This is a genomic window from Nocardioides maradonensis (genome assembly GCF_054777115.1).
In genome coordinates this window covers 54718-72695 of the sequence record NZ_BAAHAZ010000013.1, presented here as the reverse complement: position 1 = coordinate 72695, position 17978 = coordinate 54718, and the positions used below count along the sequence as shown (strand labels likewise).

Genomic DNA, 17978 nt, shown 5'->3' with positions numbered 1-17978 from the left:
GCCGCCCGGTGTCCCGAGGCCTGGGTTCGCCGGCGCCGTGCACCGGCCGGGCGCCGTACCTCTGCGGCCGTTGAACCTGGGGGCGATGTACGACGGGGCGTTCCGGATCATCCGCTACAACCCGAAGGCGACGATCGGCGCCACCGTCCTGGTGTGCGCCTTCTTCATGCTCATCCCGGTCCTCGTCAGCAGCGCCGTGGCCCTGTCCCTCGGCACGACCTTCGACCCGGGAGCCGCCCATCCGTCGGTCACCGCAGGTGACGTCGTGAGCATCGTGTCGCTGGTCGTCGGGCTCTACGGCAGCCAGATCGGTCTGATCTTCGTGACGGGCATGGTCGCCCACGTCACGCACGCGGCCGCCGTCGGCCGCCGCCTCACCCTGGGCGAGGCCTGGACCGCGACGCACGGCAAGCGCTGGCGGCTGGTCGGGCTCGCGCTGCTGCTCGGCCTCGGCACGGTCGCCGTGGCAGCCCTCGCCGTCGGCGCCGTCGCGGTGGTCGGGGTGACCACCCACGACGCCCTCGTCACCGTCCTGGTGGGCATCGTGGTCGGGATCAGCCTCCTCGTCGGGATGGTCGTGCTCTGGACGCGCGTAATCTGCCTGGCCAGCACGGCCCTCGTGCTCGAGCCGGTCGGCGTCTTCGGCGCGATGGGTCGCGCGGCGGCCCTGACCCGGTCCCAGTTCTGGCGGGTGTTCGGCATCGCCCTGCTCACGGCGGTCGTGGCCGGGTTCGCCGGCGGGATGATCGCCACCCCGATCAACATCGTGGGCGAGGTGATGATGGCCGTCTCCCCCACCCATGCCCTGCTGATCCTCTCGATCATGTACGCGCTCGCCACGGTGACCTCGAACGCGTTCACGGCTCCGTTCAAGGGAGCGGTCGCCGCTCTGCAGTACCTCGACCAGCGCATCCGCAAGGAGGGGTACGACGTGGAGCTGATGCGCGAGGCAGGGCTGCTCGACCGATGAGCGGTCCGCCGCTCGACCCGACCGGGGACCAGGCACGCTCGCTGCTGCGTGAGGAGCTCGCGAAGCCCGAGTACCTGCGCTCGGACCTGCCCGACCGGATCCTGCGCTGGTTGGAGCGGCTGATCCGGCACACGACGGGCGCGGTCAGCCACGTGCCGCTGCTCACCACCCTCGCTGCCGTCGTGGTGGTCGTGGCGCTGCTGGTCGCGGTGCTGCTCGTGGCGTCGCGGGCGCGCCGCAGCGCCCGCTCGTCCGCGGCCGACCGGGCCGTGCTGACCGATCGCACCACCACTGCCGCCGAGCTCCGGGACCGCGCCGAGGCGCACCTCGCCGCCGGGCGGTACGACGACGCGCTCGTCGACGCCTACCGGGCGCTCGCCCGGCGACAGGTCGAGCGGGGGACGATCGAGGACGTCCCGCAGGCCACGGCCCACGAGATCGCGCGCGCCATCGCCGCTGCGGGACGGGGTGACGACGCGGTCGACGCCGCGGCCGACCTCTTCGACGCGGTCCTCTACGGCGACCACCCGGCCACCCGCAACCAGGCCGCCGGGGTGCTCCTCCTCGACCAGCGTCTCGCCGGCCGGGCGGTGGCGCGATGACGACCAGCGCGATGGCGACCGGCGCGATGGCCACCACCGTGGCGACGCCGGCGGCCGGTCGGCGTGGGTGGCGGCCGAACCGGTGGACGTTCCTCGTCGCGGCCGCCGTGCTGGTGTCGGTCGGCCTCACCCTCTGGCTGCAGCGCGGCCACGTCGCCCACCCGGGCGACCTGGACCCGGAGAACCCGGCGAGCAACGGCGCCCGGGCCGTCGCGCGGGTGCTGAGCGGTCAGGGCGTCGACGTGCGGATCGCCCGCTCGGCGGCCGACCTCGAGCACCTCCGGCCCGGCCCGGACGCGACCGTGGTCGTGACCAGCACCGACGAGCTGGTGCCCAGCACCGTCCAGCGGCTGCTGCACGCGGCGGCCGGCGCGGACGTGGTCGTGGTCGACCCGGACCAGCGCACCGTGCGGTGGTTCGACCCGCGGCAGCAGGCCGTCCCGGTCGGCGGCGCGGGGATCCCCGCGACGTGCGCGGCCGGCGTCGGCGTACCTCTCGAGGGGTTGCGGCTGACCGTCGACGGGGCCGTCACCTACCGCGGGGCGGGGTGCTTCGGCGGTCCGCACCGCTCGGTACTCGTGCGCGACCGGGGCGTCCTGCTGTTCGGGGCGGGTGAGGCGCTGACGAACGACCAGGTGCTGCGGTCCGACGACGCCGCCATCGCCCTGCGGCTGCTCGGGCAGCGGTCGCGGCTGATCTGGTACGTCCCCACCGCGGCGGACGCCGCGCCGCACGAGCTGGCGAGCGCGTCGCTGCTGCCACGGTGGCTCGGGCCGTCGCTGGCCCTCGTCGCGATCGCGGTGATCGGGCTGCTGCTGTGGCGCGGCCGGCGGCTCGGCCCGCTGAGCGTCGAGCCGCTGCCGGCGGTGGTCCGGGCCGCGGAGACGGCGTACAGCCGGGGCCGGCTGTACCGACGTACCGGCGACCGGGCGCATGCCGCCCGCATCCTGCGCCGGGCTACGCAGCGGGCGGTCGTGCGCTCGCTGCGCCTCGACCCGTCTCTGGGCGAGGACGAGGTCGCCGCCGAGGTCGCGACCCGGCTGGACCTCCCCACGGCGTACGTCGCCGGGATCCTGACCACCCGCGGGCGAGTGCCCACCACCGACAAGGAGCTCATCGGCCTGGCCGAGGAGCTCGAGCGCATCGAACGAGAGGTACGCCGATGACCGACCCCCGTGAGCGACTGCTGGCCGTCCGGGCGGAGGTGGCCAAGGCCGTCGTCGGGCAGGACGCGGCCGTGTCCGGGCTGCTGGTCGCGCTGCTGTGCGGCGGGCACGTGCTGCTCGAGGGCGTGCCCGGCACCGCCAAGACGCTGCTGGTGCGCAGCCTCGCGGCGAGCCTGCAGGTCCAGACCCGGCGCGTGCAGTTCACGCCCGACCTGATGCCCGGCGACATCACCGGCTCGCTCGTCATCGACGGCACAACCCGCGAGCTGTCCTTCCGCGAGGGGCCGGTGTTCACGAACCTGCTGCTCGCCGACGAGATCAACCGGACCCCGCCGAAGACGCAGTCGGCGCTGCTCGAGGCCATGGAGGAGGGGCAGGTGTCGGCCGACGGGGTGACCCGCCCGCTGCCGCGGCCGTTCCTCGTCGCCGCCACCCAGAACCCGGTCGAGCAGGAGGGCACCTACCCGCTGCCCGAGGCCCAGCTCGACCGCTTCCTGCTCAAGGTGGTGCTGCCGATCCCGCCCCGCGAGGACGAGGTCGCGATCCTCGAGCGGCACGCCGCCGGGTTCGACCCGCGCGACGTCGCGGCGGCCGGGGTCACGGCGGTCGCGTCCGCCGACGACCTCGCCGCCGCCCGGGCCGCGGTCGGGGAGGTGCAGGTGGCGGCCGACGTGGCGGCGTACATCGTCGACATCGCGCGGGCGACGCGGGCGCTGCCCTCGGTGCTCTTCGGGGTGAGCCCGCGCGGCGCCACCGCGCTGCTGCACGCGGCGCGGGCGTGGGCGTGGCTGTCCGGCCGCGACTTCGTCACCCCGGACGACGTGAAGGCGCTGGCCAACGCCACGCTCGCGCACCGGATCGGGCTGCGGCCCGAGGCCGAGCTCGAGGGGGTCGGCGTCGCGCAGGTGCTCGCGTCGGCGCTCGGATCCGTCCCGGTCCCCCGCTGATCCCGGCTGGTCCCGATGGCCATCTCCGGTCGCGTTCCGCTGCTGCTCCTGCTGGGGGTGGTGGCGGTCGTCCTCCGCCCGACCGCCGGGACGGTGACGCTCTGGACGCTCGTCGTCGTGGCGTTCACGCTGGTGGACCTGTGGCTGGCGCGGAGCCCACGGACGGTCACGCTGCGTCGCGGCGAGGTGGGGTCGGTGCGGCTCGGCGACCCGGCCTCCTCGCGGCTGGTGGTCGGCAACGGATCGCGCCGGCGGGTGCGCCTGCAGGTGCGGGACGCCTGGCAGCCGACCGCGGGACCTCGCGACAACCGGCACCGCGTCTCGCTCGCGGCGGGTGAGGAGCGCGCGCTCGTCACGCCCCTGCTCCCCCGCCGTCGCGGCGACCTGCGCGCCGCCGGCGTCACCGTGAGGTCGTGGGGTCCGTTGGGTCTCGCCGCCCGGCAGCGGACGTACGACGTGCCCGGGTCGGTCCGTGCCCTGCCGCCGTTCGGCGCGCGCAAGCACCTGCCGTCCCGGCTGGCCCGGCTCCGCGAGCTGGACGGTCGGGCGGCGGTCCGGGTGCGGGGCGCCGGGACCGAGTTCGACTCGCTGCGCGAGTACGTCCGCGGAGACGACGTACGCTCGATCGACTGGCGTGCGTCGGCGCGGAGCACCCACGTCGTCGTACGCACCTGGCAGCCGGAGCGCGACCGCCGGGTCGTGCTGGTCCTCGACACCGGACGTACGTCGGCCGGGCGGGTCGGCAGCGGCGTCGACGCCGACACGGCCACGGCCGCGGTCCCGCGGCTGGATGCCGCGATGGACGCCGCCCTGCTCCTGGCCGCCCTCGCGTCACGAGCCGGGGACCGCGTCGACTTCGTGGCCGGTGACCGCCAGGTGCGATCGCGCGAGCGACTGGCGGGCGCGCGCGACATCGTGGCCCGGCTGCAGGACGCCATGGCCACCCTCGACCCGACGCTCGTCGAGGCGGACTGGGACGCGCTGGCCGGCGCCGTCCAGGGCCTCGGCCGGCACCGGGCCCTGCTCTGCCTGCTCACGCCCCTGGAACCGTCCGCCATCGCCGAGGGGCTACTGCCGGTCCTGCCGGCCCTGCTGCGCCACCACCACGTGGTGATCGCGTCCGTGCGCGACCCCGAGCTCACCCGGCTCACCGACCTGTCGTCGCCCTCCGTCACCGCCGAGCAGGTGTACGACGCCGCGGCCGCGTCCCGAGAGCTCGAGGCCCGCGAGCGGATCGCCGCCGCGCTGCGCGGGCTCGGGGTGGACATCGTCGAGGCGGACGCCGAGCACCTCCCACCCGTGCTCGCCGACCACTACCTGGCGCTCAAGGCCGCGGGCCGCCTCTGACCCGATCCGCGAGTTCAGGCTTGTGGTCGACCGAAACCACCGATTCGGTCGACCACAAGCCTGAACTCGCGGTGGGGGTCAGCCTTGGGTGGCGACCCGGTCCTCGAGCTGGTCGGCGGAGAGGTCGCCCGTGACACCTCGCCGCGCCGCGGCCCGGCCGACCATGAAGACGTAGAGGAAGAAGACGGTCTCGGCGAGCAGGCCGATGGCGATGCGGGCCCAGGTGGGCAGGCCGGAGGGGGTCACGAAGGCCTCGATGGCGCCGCTCACGGCGAGGACGGCAACCAGCCCCATCGACACGGTGATCGCGGAGCGGCCGGCGCGGGCGATCGCGGTGCTGCGCGCGACGTCGCCCGGCGCGATCCACGACCAGAACAGCTGGAGGCCGGTGCCGGCGGCGACGAAGACGGCGGTCAGCTCGAGCATCCCGTGCGGCAGGATCATCCCCCAGAACAGACCGGCCCGGTCGTGCCGCGTCATGATCGATCCGATCACCGCGAGGTTCGCGATGTTGTTGAACAGCAGCAGCACGATGGGGAACCCGAGGATCCCGAATGCGATGCAGAGCGCGGCGACCCAGGAGTTGTTGAGCCAGACGTGGGTCGCGAAGGAGCTCGCGGCGTCGGCGCTGTAGTAGCCGGTGAACTCGTGGTTGACGAGCTGGTCCACCTGCTCCTTCGACAGCAGGCTCTGCTCGACGCGCGGGTGGTCGAGGAGCCACAGCATCATCACGGCGGTGACGACGACGTTGGCGACGAGGGTGCCGAGCCACCACCAGCGCAGCCGGTAGAGGGCCGCCGGGAAGCGCTCGGTGAAGAAGCGCCCCACCTCGCGCCAGCGCGGCACCCGCGAGGCGAGCATCGCGATCCGCGCCCGGCCGAGCAGGGAGGAGAGGTAGGCGATGACGGTGGCGTCCGGCGCCGAGGTGCGTACGACGGACAGGTCGGTCGCGACCTCCTGGTACAGGTCGACCAGCCGGTCGGCGTCCGGCCCGGTCCGCGGGCGCTGCTTGACGAGCTGCTCGAGCTGGAGCCAGGCAGGACGGTGCGCGATGACGTAGGCGTCCAGGTCGATCCGCGGCACGGGCTCAGCGTATTCGGGATAGGTTCGCCCCGATGGCACTGTCGGACTTCGCCTCCGTGACCGCCGATGACCTCGTCACCGGCGAGGGGGTCGCGCTCGACCTGCCCCCGGCCTCGGTCGGCCTGCGGATGGCGTCGGGCCTGATCGACGTGGTGCTCACCTTCGCGGTCCTGGTCGCCCTGGTGCTGCTGCTGTTCGCCGCGACGGTCTCCACCGACGACGCCCTGATGCAGGCGGCACTCGTCGTCGGCACCGTCGGCGCGTTCGTCGCGCTGCCGACCACGATCGAGACGCTGACCCGGGGTCGCTCGGTGGGCCACCTCGCGCTGGGCCTGCGCACCGTGCGCGACGACGGGGGCGCGATCAGCTTCCAGCACGCCCTGGTGCGCGCGCTCATCGGCTTCGTGGAGATCTACTCCTTCTACGGTGTGCCGGCGTTCTTCAGCGTGCTCGTCAGCTCCCGCGGCAAGCGGCTCGGCGACTTCGCGGCCGGCACCGTCGTCGTACGGGAACGCCAGCCACTGGTCCTGCCGCCGCCGGTGCAGGCCCACCCCCAGCTGCTCGCGTGGGCGCGCGGGGCCGACATCAGGCCGCTGCCCGTCGGCGTCGCCCTCGCGGCGCGCCAGCTCCTCACCCGGAGCGAGACGATCGATCCCGCCGCGCGACAGCGGGTGGCCGCCGAGCTGCTCGCCCGGGTCGCGCCGTACGTCGCTCCCCCGCCGCCCGCCGACGCGCCACCGGACCTGGTGCTGGCGGCCGTGATCGCCGAGCGCCGCGAGCGCGACCTGCGCCGGCTGTCCCGCGACCGCGCGCATCGCGCGCGCCTCCTGGGCCCCCGTCAGTAGGTTTGGTGGCACTCGCGCACGGCGACCATCACCGCGTCGCCGACCAGACCGCGACCGAGACGCGAAGAGGAGACCGGCCGAGATGACGCAGCTGCGCCCCGATCCCACGAACCCGGGCGGTGCGCGCCCGGCGGACGGTCCACTCACGCCCGACGACGTCGCCCGCGCGACCGAGATGATCGGCCGGGTCTCCTCCACCTTCGGCAGCCGCGTCGTCGGCCAGGAGCGGGTGCGCACGGCCCTGCTGGTCACCCTGCTGGCCGAGGGCCACATCCTGCTGGAGAGCGTGCCGGGCCTGGCGAAGACGCTCGCCGCCTCGACGCTGGCGCGGTCGGTGAGCGCCCACTTCTCGCGGATCCAGTGCACGCCCGACCTGCTGCCCAGCGACATCATCGGGACCCAGGTCTACGACCCGCGCCGGCACGAGTTCGAGACGCAGCTCGGCCCGGTGCACGCCAACTTCGTGCTCCTCGACGAGATCAACCGGGCCAGCGCGAAGACCCAGTCGGCGCTGCTCGAGGCGATGCAGGAGCGGCAGACCTCGATCGCGGGCACGATCCACCCGCTGCCCCAGCCGTTCATGGTCCTGGCGACGCAGAACCCGATCGAGGAGGAGGGCACCTACGTCCTCCCACACGCGCAGATGGACCGCTTCCTGGTCAAGGAGGTCGTCGACTACCCGTCGGAGGCCGAGGAGCTGCGGGTCCTGGACCGCTTCGACGACGGCACGCTGGGCCAGCACATGGCGCAGGTCGCCCCCGCGATCAGCACCGCGGACGTCGCGGACCTGCAGGACCTCGTCCGTCGGGTGTACGTCGACCCCGCCATCAAGCGCTACGTCATCACCGTCATCCGCGCGACGCGCGACCTCAGCCGGACCGTCGGGCCCGAGCTCGGCAACTACGTGGAGATCGGCGCGAGCCCGCGCGGGTCGATCGCGTTCTTCCAGGCGGCGCGCGCGATGGCGCTGGTCCAGGGCCGGCACTACGTGATCCCCGAGGACATCCGCGAGCTGCGGCACGGCGTGCTGCGCCACCGGCTGCACCTGTCCTTCGAGGCGCTCGCCGACCGGGTCGCGCCCGAGACCATCATCGACGCGCTCTTCCGCACGGTCCCGACGCCCTGACCGCGCCATGACGTACCTGCAGAAGGTCAAGGCCCCGCTGTCGATCCACGCCCACCGCAAGACGCTGGGACTGCTCGAGGGCGAGTACGCCGCCGCACAGGTCGGCCGGGGCATGGACTTCAACGACCTGCGCGAGTACGTCCGGGGCGACGACGTGAAGGACATCGACTGGAAGGCGTCGGCCCGCGGCCGGCAGCTCCTGGTGAAGAGGTACGTCGCCGAGCGCAAGCACACCGTGCTCCTCTGCGTCTCGACCGGGCGGTCGATGGCGGCGCTCAACGAGGTCGAGGGCGGCCGGTCCGTGCCGAAGCGTGACCTCGCGATCTTCGTGGCCGGCCTGCTGGGCTACCTGGCGGTCCGGCACGGCGACCTGGTCTCGCTCGTCCACGGCGACACGACCGCGCAGCACATCCGGCCGCGCGGCTCGACCGAGGTGCACCTGGAGCGGCTGCTCACCACGATCCACGACAGCACCACCCTGCGGTCCGGGGCGAGCGACCTCGGCGCGGTGCTGCACTACGCCGCGCGCGTCGTACGCCGCCGGACGATCCTGCTCGTCGTCAGCGACGAGGTCGCGATCTCCGACCCGCTCGCCGACGTCCTGCGCCGGCTGGCCGTGCAGCACGAGATCCTCTTCGTCACCATCGGCGACCTCGACCCGACGCTGGCCCGCGCCGGCGGCCCGCTCTACGACGTCGACGCCGGCGCCGAGGTCCCCGACTGGGTGCAGGGCGACCGCCGGCTGCACGCCGAGTACGCCGCCCTGGTCGGCGCCGAGGAGGACGGGCTGCGTCGCCGGCTGGACCAGCTCGGCATCGTCCACGAGCGCGTCCGCGACACCGACTCGGCGATCACCGCCGTGTTCCGGCTGCTGGAGAGGCACCGCCATGCGCGCCGTCGGTGACCTGGTGCTGGTGGGGGTCCCGAAGGAGTTCCACGGCCCGATCGACTACCAGGACCGCTGGATCTGGCTGGCCCTGCTCGGCCTGCTGCTGGTCGGCGCCTACTACCTCGGCGTCGTCTGGTTCACCCGCACCCCGCCGCCTCCTCCTCCGGAGCCGGTGGCCCTGCCCGACGTCCGCACCCAGCACCTCGGCCGGCTCGACGCGATCGAGGCCGCCGTCCGCAGCGGCGAGGCGACGCCGCGCGACGGCCACCAGCAGCTCAGCGAGGTGGTGCGCTCCTACGTCGAGGCGATCACCCCGCTGCCGGCGCGCACGATGACCCTGGCCGACCTGCGGCTGCGCGCGCCCCGCCCGCTCGCGGACATCATCGAGGAGGTCTACCCGCCGGAGTTCTCCCCCGACCCGGGCGAGGCGGAGGCCCGGTTCGAGCACGCGCTGGGTCAGGCGCGAGGGCTGGTGTCCACGTGGCGCCGCTGACCATCGCGACCGCGTCGGATCGCCACCTGCACTGGCCGTGGGCGGTGGTGGGTCTCACGGTCCTCGTCTGCGCGCTGCTGGTCTGGTGGGCCCTGGACCGGCGCCGACGCGCACCCCGGACGGCGGCGTACGTCGCCCACGCCACCCGGCTCGCCGCCCTCCCCCGCTTCCGCGCGCTGGTACGCCGCCGGATGGTGCTCGGTGCCGCCCTGAGCCTGACCGCGCTCGTCGCGTGCAGCGGAGCCGTCATCCTGGCCGGCCGGATGCAAGAGACCCGCACGACGAACCAGGACGAGAGCTCGCGCGACATCATGCTCTGCCTGGACTCGTCCGGCTCGATGATCAACATCGACCACCAGGTGCTGGAGCAGTTCCAGGAGATCGTCGACGGGCTGCACGGTGACCGGGTCGGGCTCACGATCTGGAGTGGCGCGGCCGTCACGGTCTTCCCGCTGACCGACGACTACTCCTTCATCTCCGACCAGCTCACCCAGGCCGAGGCGGCCTTCGCGTCGGCTGACGTCTTCGCCGACGCCTACCAGAAGTTCACCGAGGGGACGCTGGTCAACGACAAGGCGGCCTCCCAGGCCGGCGACGGCCTGGCATCCTGCGTCCAGCGCTTCGACCGCTCCGACGAGAACCGCTCCCGCGCGATCGTGCTGGCCACCGACAACGAGCCGTACGGCAAGGGCGTGTTCACGCTGGCCCAGGCGGCGGCGTACGCCAAGGAGCACCACGTGGTGGTGCACGGCATCTGCGCCCCGACGACCGCGGCACGACCCGTGGCGCTCGCGGAGTACAAGGACGCCGTGCTGTCGACCGGCGGCACGTTCTCGCTGCTCGGACAGGACGGCAGCGTCCCCGCGGTCGTCGACTCCATCGAGGCGCTCGCGGCCAAGCGGATCGCGAAGCCGCCGCTGGTCCAGACCGTCGACGACCCGCACCTCGGCACCGTGCTGGCCGGCGTCGGCGTCGGGCTGCTCGTGGTCGTGTGGCTGGTGCAGGGCCTGTTCTTCCTCCTCGACCGGGACCCGGCATGAGCGCCACGACGAGGCTCGGCCTCCTGATCGCCCGCCGGATCGGCATCGTGGTCGCGCTGGTCCTGGTGCTCATCCACCCCGGCGTCGGTCACGCCAAGGTGCCGACGCAGGTCGCCGACCTGCAGGTGCTCGTGGTGGTCGACCGCACGCGGTCGATGGCCGCCGAGGACTACGACGGCCGCCAGCACCGCATCGACGGCGTCCGGCGCGACCTGAAGGAGCTCGCCTACGACCTCCCCGGCGCCCGCTTCGCCCTGCTCACCTTCGGGTTCGACGCGCGACTCGAGCTGCCGTTCACCGACGACGCCAACGCCTTCGACGCCGGCGTCGACACGCTCACCCTCGAGCAGCCGACCGCCGGCATCGGGTCGAGCATGGACCGGCCCAAGGAGGAGATGGTCCAGGTCCTGGAGGCCGCGCAGGAGCAGTACCCGGACCGACGCCAGGTGGTCGTCTTCGTGAGCGACGGGGAGAACACCAGCCCGACGCCGATGACGTCGATGGCCGATGTCGGGACGTACGTCGAGGGCGGCGTGGTCCTCGGCTACGGCACCCCGGCCGGCGGCCCGATGCCCAATGCCGACGACCTCAGGAACGACCAGGGCCTGATCACCGACCCGAAGACCGGGCAGACCGCGATCTCGCACGAGGACCCGGCGACGCTGCGGACGCTCGCGCAGCAGCTCGGCGTGCCCTTCGTGCAGCGTGACCGGCCCGGTGGGATGGCGGACATCGCGGACTCGTTCAAGGCCAGCTACGTCTCCAGCGACGAGGGCAGCACCGCGGCCCACGACCTGACCTGGGTGTTCGGCCTGGTGCTGCTGGGTCTGGTGCTGCTGGAGCTGCGCGACGGCTGGCGGGCGTTGTGGGGAACCAGGAGGGCACTGCGATGACGCGCGACCGGCTCAAGACGGTCCTGCTGCTCGCGGGCATCCTGCCCGCGCTCGCCGCGCTGCTGTTCGCGGCGATGGTGCTGCGGTTCCTCGCGGTCCAGCACTCCGGCAACAACGCCTACGACGACGGCCACTACCTCGACGCGGCCGGGCACTACCGGTCCGCCGGTCACCTCAACCCGTTCCAGGACTGGCTGGCCGCGTTCGACGCCGGCGCCGCCCGGCACGTGGATGGCGAGTACGACGCCGCGATCCGCGCGTACCGCGAGGCGCTGGGTCTCGGCGTACCGCACCAGGACGAGTGCACCGTCCGGATCAACCTGGCGCTGGCCGAGGAGGCGATCGGGGACGCCGCGACCCGGGCGAAGCGGCTCGACGCCGCCAACGACGCCTACCGGGCGGGCATCTCCGCGCTCGAGGACGGCCACTGCCCGATCGACTCCGGGCGCGGCGCCCAGCAGACCAAGGACGCCAAGGCCGTCGACGACCGGCTGCACAAGAAGACCCAGCAGAACCAGCAGGAGAAGAAGAAGCAGGAACAGCAGAGGAAGCGCCAGCAGCAGCAGGAGAAGAACAAGACCCCCCGGCAGAAGAAGCAGGAGCAGCGGCAGCGGGAGAAGCAACAGCGCGAGCAGCGGCAGCGCGAGCGGAGGCTCAACCAGCTCAACCAGCAGGGCCTGCGGGACCGCAAGGACCAGCAGAACCGCGACGGCGGGGCGGGCTACCAGCCCAGCTGGTGAGTCAGCGGCGCCGGCGGCGCAGCAGGAGCACCAGCCCGAGGACGACCACCAGGCCGGCGGCGACCTGCTTGCCATAGCTCTTCAGCAGGATCGGCAGCACGGCGGCCCCGAGGTCCAGCGCCTCGTCGTCACCCGCGGCAGGTGCGGGCGACGACGAGGCGGGAGAAGACGGAGCCGAGGGTGTGACCGAGTCAGCCGCGGGAGCTGACTCCCCATCTGCCGGCTGTACCCCCGACTCCGCCGCCAGCTTCTGCTCCAGGCATGCGACGAACTGCCCGAGCAGCTTGTCCGACACGTCCTGCATCACTCCGCGCCCGAATTGGGCGGGCTTGCCGGTGATCGCCAGGTCGGTCCGGACGTCGACCTGGGTGCCCTGCTCCGCGGACGCCATGGTCACGGTGACCGTGGCGCCCGCGGTGCCGTTGCCGCGCTTGTCCCGGCCCTTGGCCTCGACCACGAACCGGTGGCCGGGCTCGTCGCGCTCGACGAACGAGCCGGCGCCGGCGTACACCAGGGCGATCGGGCCGAGCTTGACCTTGCAGGTGCCCTCGAAGGTCGGCGACCCGTCCTCGGTCTCGCCCACGGCGGTGACCTGGGCGCCGGGGAAGCACTCCGCGAGCGCGGCGATGTCCTGGAACGACGCCCAGGTGGCGTCGACCGACGACGGGACGGCGAAGGAGTGGGTCAGCTCCACGTCAGCTCCTGCCGGCGGCCGCCAGGACCGCGCGCCGGGTGAGGACCGTGGCGAGGTGCCGGCGGTAGTCGGCGTCGCCGTTGAGGTCGCTGGGCGGCTCGGTGCCGTCCGCCGCGTGGGCCGCGGCGGCCGCCACCGCCTCCTCCGTCGCCGGCTGACCGGCCAGCGCCTCCTCGACCGCGCGCGCCCGCAGCGGCGTGGATCCCATGTTGGTCAGCCCGACCCGGGCCTCCGCGATGGTGTCCCCGTCGAGCCGGACCGTCGCCGCGACCGCGACGATCGGCCACTGGTGCGCCACCCGCACGAACTTCTGGTACGCCGCCCCCCAGCCGGTGTGCTTGGGCAGGTGGACCTCGGTGAGGAGCTCGTCGTCGTCGATCGCGGTCTCGAAGAGGTCGACGAAGAAGTCGTCGGCAGCCACCTCGCGGGTTCCGCCGGGGCCTTGGATCACGAAGGTCGCGTCCAGGGCCCGGGCGGGAGCCCCGAGATCTCCCGCCGGGTCTGCGTGGGCGAGCGCCCCGCCGAACGTCCCGCGGTGCCGGACCTGCGCGTCGGCGAGCTCGGCCATCGCCTTCGTGACGAGCAGTGCGTGCTCGCGGACCCCCGGGTCGTTCGCGACGTCGTGGTGCGTGGTCATCGCGCCGACGACGAGGTGGTCGCCGGCGTCGCGGACGCCGCGCAGCGCGTCGATCCGGCCGAGGTCGATCACCCACTCCGGGGCGTTGAGCCGCATGCGCAGCACCGGCAGCAGGCTCTGCCCGCCGGCGATGATCTTGGCCTCGTCGCCGTGCTCGGCGAGGGCGGCCAGCGCCTCCTCTACCGATGTCGGGGCGACGTACTCGAAGGCTGCGGGGATCATTCGGCACCTCCCGTGCTGCGGTCGACCGTCCCGCTCATACCGGTCGATGGGTCGAAGTGGGGCGCGGCGGCGCCCGTGGTGGCACCTCCGGCCGAGCCCTCCCAGATCGCGCGCCAGACGCGTTCGGGCGTGCAGGGCATGCGGACGTCGTTGACGCCGAGGTGCCGGATCGCGTCGACGACCGCGTTGACCACGGCCGGGGTCGAGGCGATGGTGCCCGCCTCGCCGACGCCCTTGGTGCCGAGCGAGTTCGTGGTCGCCGGCGAGGTGGTGTGGTCGAGGTCGAAGCTGATCGTGTCGGCCGACGTCGGCAGCAGGTAGTCGACGAACGAGCCGGTCACGAGGGTGCCGTTCTCGTCGTACACCGCCTCCTCCCAGAGCGCCTGGGCGATGCCCTGGACCAGGCCGCCGTGCACCTGACCGGCCACGATCAGCGGGTTGATGATGTGCCCGATGTCGTCGCAGGCGGCGTACTTGCGCATCGTGACCTGGCCGGTCTCGGTGTCGACCTCGACCGCGCACAGGTGGGTGCCGTGCGGGTAGTTGAAGTTCACCGGGTCGTAGGTGGCCTCCGCGTCGATCGACGCCTCCATCCCGTCCGGGAGGTTGTGCGCGGCGAAGACCGCCGTCGCGATCTCGGTGATCGCCATCCCCTGGTCGGTGCCGCGGACGGTGAACCGTCCGCCGCCGAACTCCAGGTCGTCGATCGACGCCTCGAGCAGGTGCGCGGCGACCGGCTTGGCCTTCTCGATCACCTTGTCGACGGCCCGCACGAGCGCCTCGCCGCCGACGACGAGGCTGCGGGAGCCGTAGGTGTCGAGGCCCTTGTGCGCGATGGCGGTGTCGCCGTGCAGGATCTCGACGTCCTCGAACGGTACGCCGAGCCGGTCGGCCACGATCTGGCTGAACGCCGTCTCGTGGCCCTGCCCGTGGGCGCTGGCACCGGTGACGACCTCGACCTTGCCTGTCGGCAGCATCCGCACCTCGGCGTGCTCCCACCCGCCCGCGCCGTAGTTGAGGCTGCCGAGCACCCGGGACGGCGCCAGCCCGCACATCTCGGTGAAGGTCGAGACGCCGATGCCGAGCTGCACCCGGTCACCGCTCTCGCGGCGCTGCTTCTGCTCGGCGCGGAGGGCGTCGTACCCGAAGAGCTCCTTGGCCCGGGCCGTGGCCGCCTCGTAGTTGCCCGAGTCGTACTCCAGCCCCGCCACCGTGGTGAACGGGAACTCCTCGTGCTTGATCCAGTTCCGCTCGCGGATCTCCAGCGGGTCCACGCCCACCTCGGCGGCGAGCTCGTCCATCAACCGCTCGATGGCGTACGTCGCCTCCGGCCGCCCCGCGCCGCGGTAGGCATCGGTCCACGCCTTGTTGGTGAGGATGTTGGTGGTCTGGAAGCGGTACGCCGGGAACTTGTAGATCGCGTTGAACATGAACGCTCCGAGCACGGGCACACCGCCGCCGACGATGGCGACGTACGCACCGAGGTCGGCGAGCAGGTCGACCTTCAGCCCGGTGACGTGGCCGTCCTTGTCGGCCGCGAGCGTCAGCCGCTGCCACTGGTCGCGGCCGTGGTGGGCCGAGACGAGGGACTCGCTGCGAGTCTCGGTGTACTTGACCGGCTTGCCGAGCCGGCGGGCGACCGCGAACGCGATCATCTCCTCGGGGGTCTGCTGCAGCTTGCCGCCGAAGCCGCCGCCGACGTCGGGGGCGATGACCCGGATCTTGGACTCGGGCACCCCGGTGGTGGCCGCCAGCGCGAACCGCATGATGTGCGGGACCTGGGTCGCGGACCACATGGTGATCTGCTCGCCGGTGGGATCGACCACGACGCTGCGGGGCTCCATGAACGCGGGGATCAGCCGCTGCTGGCGGTACTCCCGCTCGATCACGATGCCGCTCTCGCGGGCTGTTGCGATGGCTTCCTCGACGTCGCCGCCGGTGCCGGCCTCGGCCGAGTCGAACGCCCACACCGCCGACACGTTCGTGCCGAGGTCGGGGTGGGCCAGCACCCCGCCGTTCTCATGGGCGGCCGCGGCTTCTTTCAGGTCGAGGGCGGCCGGCAGGTCGTCGTACTCCACCTCGACGAGCTCGACCGCGTCGCGGGCCGCGGCCGCGCTGCGGGCGACGACGACCGCCACGATCTCGCCGGCGAAGGCGACCCGGTCGCTCGGCATCGGCAGGTGCGGCGGCGTGACCTGGTCGGGGACGATGGGCCAGGCGTTGATGCAGGCACCCTGCGCCTCGCCGAGGTCGGCGCCGGTCAGGACCGCGACCACGTTGGGGCTGGCCTTGGCGTTGGCGGTGTCGATGCTGGTGATCGTGGCGTGCGGCAGCGGGCTGCGGACCATCGCGAGGTGCAGCATCCCGGGCAGCGTCAGGTTGTCGGTCCAGCGGGTGCGACCCGTGATCAGCCGCTGGTCCTCCTTGCGGCGGCGGTCGCGGCCGATCTCGGCCTGCTCCTGCGCCGGCTCCTGCAGGGCGGTCATGCCGTCGCCCCCGCCCCGGCCGCCGTCTGCACCGCGCGCACGATGTTGTGGTAGCCGGTGCACCGGCACAGGTTGCCCTCGAGGCCGAGCCGGATCTCCTCCTCGGAGGGGTTCGGGTTCTCGTTGAGCAGGTCGATGCTCTGCATGATCATGCCGGGCGTGCAGTAGCCGCACTGCAGGCCGTGGCACTCGTGGAAGGCGGCCTGCACGGGGTGCAGCGTGCCGTCCTCGCCCGCGAGCCCCTCGATCGTGGTGACCTCGGCGCCGTCGGCCTGCACGGCAAGGACGTTGCACGACTTCACGCTGAGGCCGTTGAGGTGGACCGTGCAGGCGCCGCAATTGCTGGTGTCGCAGCCGACGACGGTGCCGGTCTTGCCGAGCGTCTCGCGGAGGTACTGCACCAGCAGCATCCGCGGCTCGACGTCGTCGACCACCCGCTGTCCGTCGACGGTGAGGTTGATCCGGGTCATGACACTCCCCTCGCGAGATCGGTGATGCCGATCACGCTAGGGAGGGTGGGTTGGTCGAAGGTTGCTCTGCCTAGTCCAGCTGCTGGGAGGCCACCACGAGCCGGGCCCGCAGCAGCGGGATCGCCGGGTGGTGGGCGTCGCCGTCGCGCAGCAGGGCGGCGAGCGCCACCTCGAGCACCTCGGTGTCGTCGGGGGCGAGCTCGCTGTAGCGGACGACCGCGTCGGGTTCCGGGTCGCGCAGGAGCGCCTCGCGCACGGCGACCGCGACGTACTCGCCGAACTGGATGAGGGCCGGGGAGTCGGTGCCCGGGAGCAGGTCACCGCCGTACGCCTCCACGGCCGCGCGGACCCGGCCACGGCGCAGCAGGGACAGCACCAGGTCGACGTCGGTCGAGACCGGGAGCAGGAGCCGGTAGGGGCGGGAGGAGAGCTGGCCGCCCAGGGCGTGCCGCAGGTGCGAGACCTCGGCCTTCAGCGTGGAGAAGGTGACGGCGTGGTCGCCGTACAGGGCGGCGTGGAGCTGCTCGAGGGAGAGGCCGTCGGGGTGCAGCGCGAGGAGCGCGAGGACCTCGGTCTGCCGGCGGGTCAGGAGCAGCCGCTGGCCGTCGAGGCGGACCTCCGCGTTGCCGAGCAGCGTCATCACGATGCCGGGGTCGGCGGTCTCCTCGTCGCCCACGTAGTGGCGCGAGCGGGGCATGGCCTGCTCGATCAACGTGGCCAGGACGCGGGCGGTGGCCAGCCCGATCGGGTGGGTGCGGTCCCAGGTCGTGGAGAGGTCGATGACGCCGAGCCGGGCGCCGGTCACCGGGTCGTGCAGAGGCGCGGCCCAGCACACCCACTGGTGCACGAACGGCGCGAAGTGCTCGGCGCTGAAGACCATGGCGGGGGCAGCGGTGCGGTTGGCGAGGTCGAGCGCGTTGGTGCCGACCGAGCGGTCGTCCCAGCGGCCGCCCGGCACGAAGTTGACGCTCTCGGCGCGGCGGCGCATGACGCGGCCGCCGTACGTCCACAGCACCCGGGTCTCCTGGTCGGTCACGCCGATGACGAGGTCGCCGTCCTCCGCCGTACGACGCAGCTCGGACTCGATCCGCTCCACGGCCGCCTGGAGCGGCGAGTCCAGCCAGGACGCGCGGGTCTCGGACTCGTCGTCGAGCGGGGCCGCGGCGACGTGGTCGGCGTCCACCGCCACCCGCGACCGCTGCCAGCTGGTGAGGATCTCCGGGCGCACGAGCCGGTCGTAGTCGTCCGACTCGTCCATGAACGCGGTCCAGGCGCGCACCGTGGCGAGCCGCCTGTCCTGCAGCTCCTGCTGCGTCATGCCGTCACGC

The 17978-nt window shown here is 73.1% G+C and carries 18 protein-coding genes; 12 read left to right on the top strand and 6 right to left on the bottom strand.

The features are described 5' to 3' along the window. The first annotated feature begins 85 nt into the window (after nt 1-85). From ACYVAQ_RS16300 to ACYVAQ_RS16280, 5 genes are read left to right on the top strand one after another with little or no spacing between them, the layout of a single operon-like run. Complete coding sequence (locus ACYVAQ_RS16300; protein WP_460791469.1) at nt 86-970, top strand: hypothetical protein; 885 nt, start codon at nt 86-88, stop codon at nt 968-970. Next, a complete protein-coding gene (locus tag ACYVAQ_RS16295; protein ID WP_460791468.1) occupies nt 967-1572 on the top strand; it encodes a DUF4129 domain-containing protein in 606 nt (201 codons plus the stop codon). The genes ACYVAQ_RS16300 and ACYVAQ_RS16295 overlap by 4 nt, the downstream gene beginning before the upstream one ends. Next, the gene (locus tag ACYVAQ_RS16290) at nt 1569-2738 is read left to right on the top strand and encodes a DUF4350 domain-containing protein (protein ID WP_460791467.1); all 1170 of its coding nucleotides are present in this window, start codon (nt 1569-1571) and stop codon (nt 2736-2738) included. Before ACYVAQ_RS16295 ends, ACYVAQ_RS16290 begins: the two co-directional genes overlap by 4 nt. Next, nucleotides 2735-3685 (top strand): AAA family ATPase, encoded by a 951-nt coding sequence (locus ACYVAQ_RS16285; protein WP_460791466.1) that lies wholly within the window; start codon nt 2735-2737, stop codon nt 3683-3685. The genes ACYVAQ_RS16290 and ACYVAQ_RS16285 overlap by 4 nt, the downstream gene beginning before the upstream one ends. Before the next feature lie 15 nt (nt 3686-3700). Next, complete coding sequence (locus ACYVAQ_RS16280; protein ID WP_460791465.1) at nt 3701-5032, top strand: DUF58 domain-containing protein; 1332 nt, start codon at nt 3701-3703, stop codon at nt 5030-5032. Between the two features lie 78 nt (nt 5033-5110). On the opposite strand, the gene ACYVAQ_RS16275 is transcribed toward ACYVAQ_RS16280, so the two are convergent. Beyond that, complete coding sequence (locus tag ACYVAQ_RS16275; protein WP_460791464.1) at nt 5111-6115, bottom strand: stage II sporulation protein M; 1005 nt, start codon at nt 6113-6115, stop codon at nt 5111-5113. A 32-nt stretch (nt 6116-6147) separates the two neighbouring features. Here ACYVAQ_RS16275 and ACYVAQ_RS16270 point away from each other — a divergent pair, with 32 nt between their 5' ends. The 7 genes from ACYVAQ_RS16270 to ACYVAQ_RS16240 all read left to right on the top strand — a co-directional run bounded on the left by ACYVAQ_RS16270 (nt 6148) and on the right by ACYVAQ_RS16240 (nt 12141). Further along, on the top strand, nt 6148-6960 hold the full coding sequence (locus ACYVAQ_RS16270; protein WP_460791463.1) for an RDD family protein: 813 nt from the start codon (nt 6148-6150) through the stop codon (nt 6958-6960). Nucleotides 6961-7042: 82 nt separating this feature from the next. Continuing rightward, on the top strand, nt 7043-8086 hold the full coding sequence (locus ACYVAQ_RS16265) for an AAA family ATPase (protein WP_460791462.1): 1044 nt from the start codon (nt 7043-7045) through the stop codon (nt 8084-8086). Nucleotides 8087-8093: 7 nt separating this feature from the next. Then, on the top strand, nt 8094-8990 hold the full coding sequence (locus ACYVAQ_RS16260; protein WP_460791461.1) for a DUF58 domain-containing protein: 897 nt from the start codon (nt 8094-8096) through the stop codon (nt 8988-8990). After that, a complete protein-coding gene (locus ACYVAQ_RS16255; RefSeq protein ID WP_460791460.1) occupies nt 8974-9468 on the top strand; it encodes a hypothetical protein in 495 nt (164 codons plus the stop codon). Before ACYVAQ_RS16260 ends, ACYVAQ_RS16255 begins: the two co-directional genes overlap by 17 nt. Then, nucleotides 9456-10508, top strand: a complete 1053-nt coding sequence (locus ACYVAQ_RS16250) for a VWA domain-containing protein (RefSeq protein WP_460791459.1) — start codon at nt 9456-9458, stop codon at nt 10506-10508. Before ACYVAQ_RS16255 ends, ACYVAQ_RS16250 begins: the two co-directional genes overlap by 13 nt. Beyond that, complete coding sequence (locus tag ACYVAQ_RS16245) at nt 10505-11401, top strand: vWA domain-containing protein (protein ID WP_460791458.1); 897 nt, start codon at nt 10505-10507, stop codon at nt 11399-11401. Before ACYVAQ_RS16250 ends, ACYVAQ_RS16245 begins: the two co-directional genes overlap by 4 nt. After that, the gene (locus tag ACYVAQ_RS16240) at nt 11398-12141 is read left to right on the top strand and encodes a hypothetical protein (RefSeq protein WP_460791457.1); all 744 of its coding nucleotides are present in this window, start codon (nt 11398-11400) and stop codon (nt 12139-12141) included. Before ACYVAQ_RS16245 ends, ACYVAQ_RS16240 begins: the two co-directional genes overlap by 4 nt. 1 nt (nt 12142) lies before the next feature. On the opposite strand, the gene ACYVAQ_RS16235 is transcribed toward ACYVAQ_RS16240, so the two are convergent. The 5 genes from ACYVAQ_RS16235 to ACYVAQ_RS16215 all read right to left on the bottom strand — a co-directional run bounded on the left by ACYVAQ_RS16235 (nt 12143) and on the right by ACYVAQ_RS16215 (nt 17968). After that, nucleotides 12143-12835 (bottom strand): SRPBCC family protein, encoded by a 693-nt coding sequence (locus tag ACYVAQ_RS16235; RefSeq protein ID WP_460791456.1) that lies wholly within the window; start codon nt 12833-12835, stop codon nt 12143-12145. 1 nt (nt 12836) lies between these two features. After that, nucleotides 12837-13694, bottom strand: a complete 858-nt coding sequence (locus tag ACYVAQ_RS16230; protein WP_460791455.1) for an FAD binding domain-containing protein — start codon at nt 13692-13694, stop codon at nt 12837-12839. Next, nucleotides 13691-16180, bottom strand: a complete 2490-nt coding sequence (locus tag ACYVAQ_RS16225; protein ID WP_460791454.1) for a xanthine dehydrogenase family protein molybdopterin-binding subunit — start codon at nt 16178-16180, stop codon at nt 13691-13693. Before ACYVAQ_RS16225 ends, ACYVAQ_RS16230 begins: the two co-directional genes overlap by 4 nt. After that, on the bottom strand, nt 16177-16650 hold the full coding sequence (locus tag ACYVAQ_RS16220; protein ID WP_460791453.1) for a (2Fe-2S)-binding protein: 474 nt from the start codon (nt 16648-16650) through the stop codon (nt 16177-16179). The genes ACYVAQ_RS16225 and ACYVAQ_RS16220 overlap by 4 nt, the downstream gene beginning before the upstream one ends. 70 nt (nt 16651-16720) lie before the next feature. Beyond that, on the bottom strand, nt 16721-17968 hold the full coding sequence (locus ACYVAQ_RS16215; RefSeq protein WP_460791452.1) for a transcriptional regulator: 1248 nt from the start codon (nt 17966-17968) through the stop codon (nt 16721-16723). Nucleotides 17969-17978: the final 10 nt, after the last annotated feature.

What these genes read in the sequence shown, in the direction of transcription:
- ACYVAQ_RS16285 (WP_460791466.1), top strand. Translation starts at nt 2,735, where the DNA reads ATGACCGACCCCCGTGAGCGACTGCTGGCCGTCCGGGCGGAGGTGGCC.
- ACYVAQ_RS16280 (WP_460791465.1), top strand. Translation starts at nt 3,701, where the DNA reads ATGGCCATCTCCGGTCGCGTTCCGCTGCTGCTCCTGCTGGGGGTGGTG.
- ACYVAQ_RS16270 (WP_460791463.1), top strand. Translation starts at nt 6,148, where the DNA reads ATGGCACTGTCGGACTTCGCCTCCGTGACCGCCGATGACCTCGTCACC.
- ACYVAQ_RS16255 (WP_460791460.1), top strand. Translation starts at nt 8,974, where the DNA reads ATGCGCGCCGTCGGTGACCTGGTGCTGGTGGGGGTCCCGAAGGAGTTC.
- ACYVAQ_RS16220 (WP_460791453.1), bottom strand. Translation starts at nt 16,650, where the DNA reads ATGACCCGGATCAACCTCACCGTCGACGGACAGCGGGTGGTCGACGAC.
- ACYVAQ_RS16300 (WP_460791469.1), top strand. Translation starts at nt 86, where the DNA reads ATGTACGACGGGGCGTTCCGGATCATCCGCTACAACCCGAAGGCGACG.
- ACYVAQ_RS16245 (WP_460791458.1), top strand. Translation starts at nt 10,505, where the DNA reads ATGAGCGCCACGACGAGGCTCGGCCTCCTGATCGCCCGCCGGATCGGC.
- ACYVAQ_RS16290 (WP_460791467.1), top strand. Translation starts at nt 1,569, where the DNA reads ATGACGACCAGCGCGATGGCGACCGGCGCGATGGCCACCACCGTGGCG.
- ACYVAQ_RS16260 (WP_460791461.1), top strand. Translation starts at nt 8,094, where the DNA reads ATGACGTACCTGCAGAAGGTCAAGGCCCCGCTGTCGATCCACGCCCAC.
- ACYVAQ_RS16215 (WP_460791452.1), bottom strand. Translation starts at nt 17,968, where the DNA reads ATGACGCAGCAGGAGCTGCAGGACAGGCGGCTCGCCACGGTGCGCGCC.
- ACYVAQ_RS16295 (WP_460791468.1), top strand. Translation starts at nt 967, where the DNA reads ATGAGCGGTCCGCCGCTCGACCCGACCGGGGACCAGGCACGCTCGCTG.
- ACYVAQ_RS16240 (WP_460791457.1), top strand. Translation starts at nt 11,398, where the DNA reads ATGACGCGCGACCGGCTCAAGACGGTCCTGCTGCTCGCGGGCATCCTG.
- ACYVAQ_RS16230 (WP_460791455.1), bottom strand. Translation starts at nt 13,694, where the DNA reads ATGATCCCCGCAGCCTTCGAGTACGTCGCCCCGACATCGGTAGAGGAG.
- ACYVAQ_RS16225 (WP_460791454.1), bottom strand. Translation starts at nt 16,180, where the DNA reads ATGACCGCCCTGCAGGAGCCGGCGCAGGAGCAGGCCGAGATCGGCCGC.
- ACYVAQ_RS16265 (WP_460791462.1), top strand. Translation starts at nt 7,043, where the DNA reads ATGACGCAGCTGCGCCCCGATCCCACGAACCCGGGCGGTGCGCGCCCG.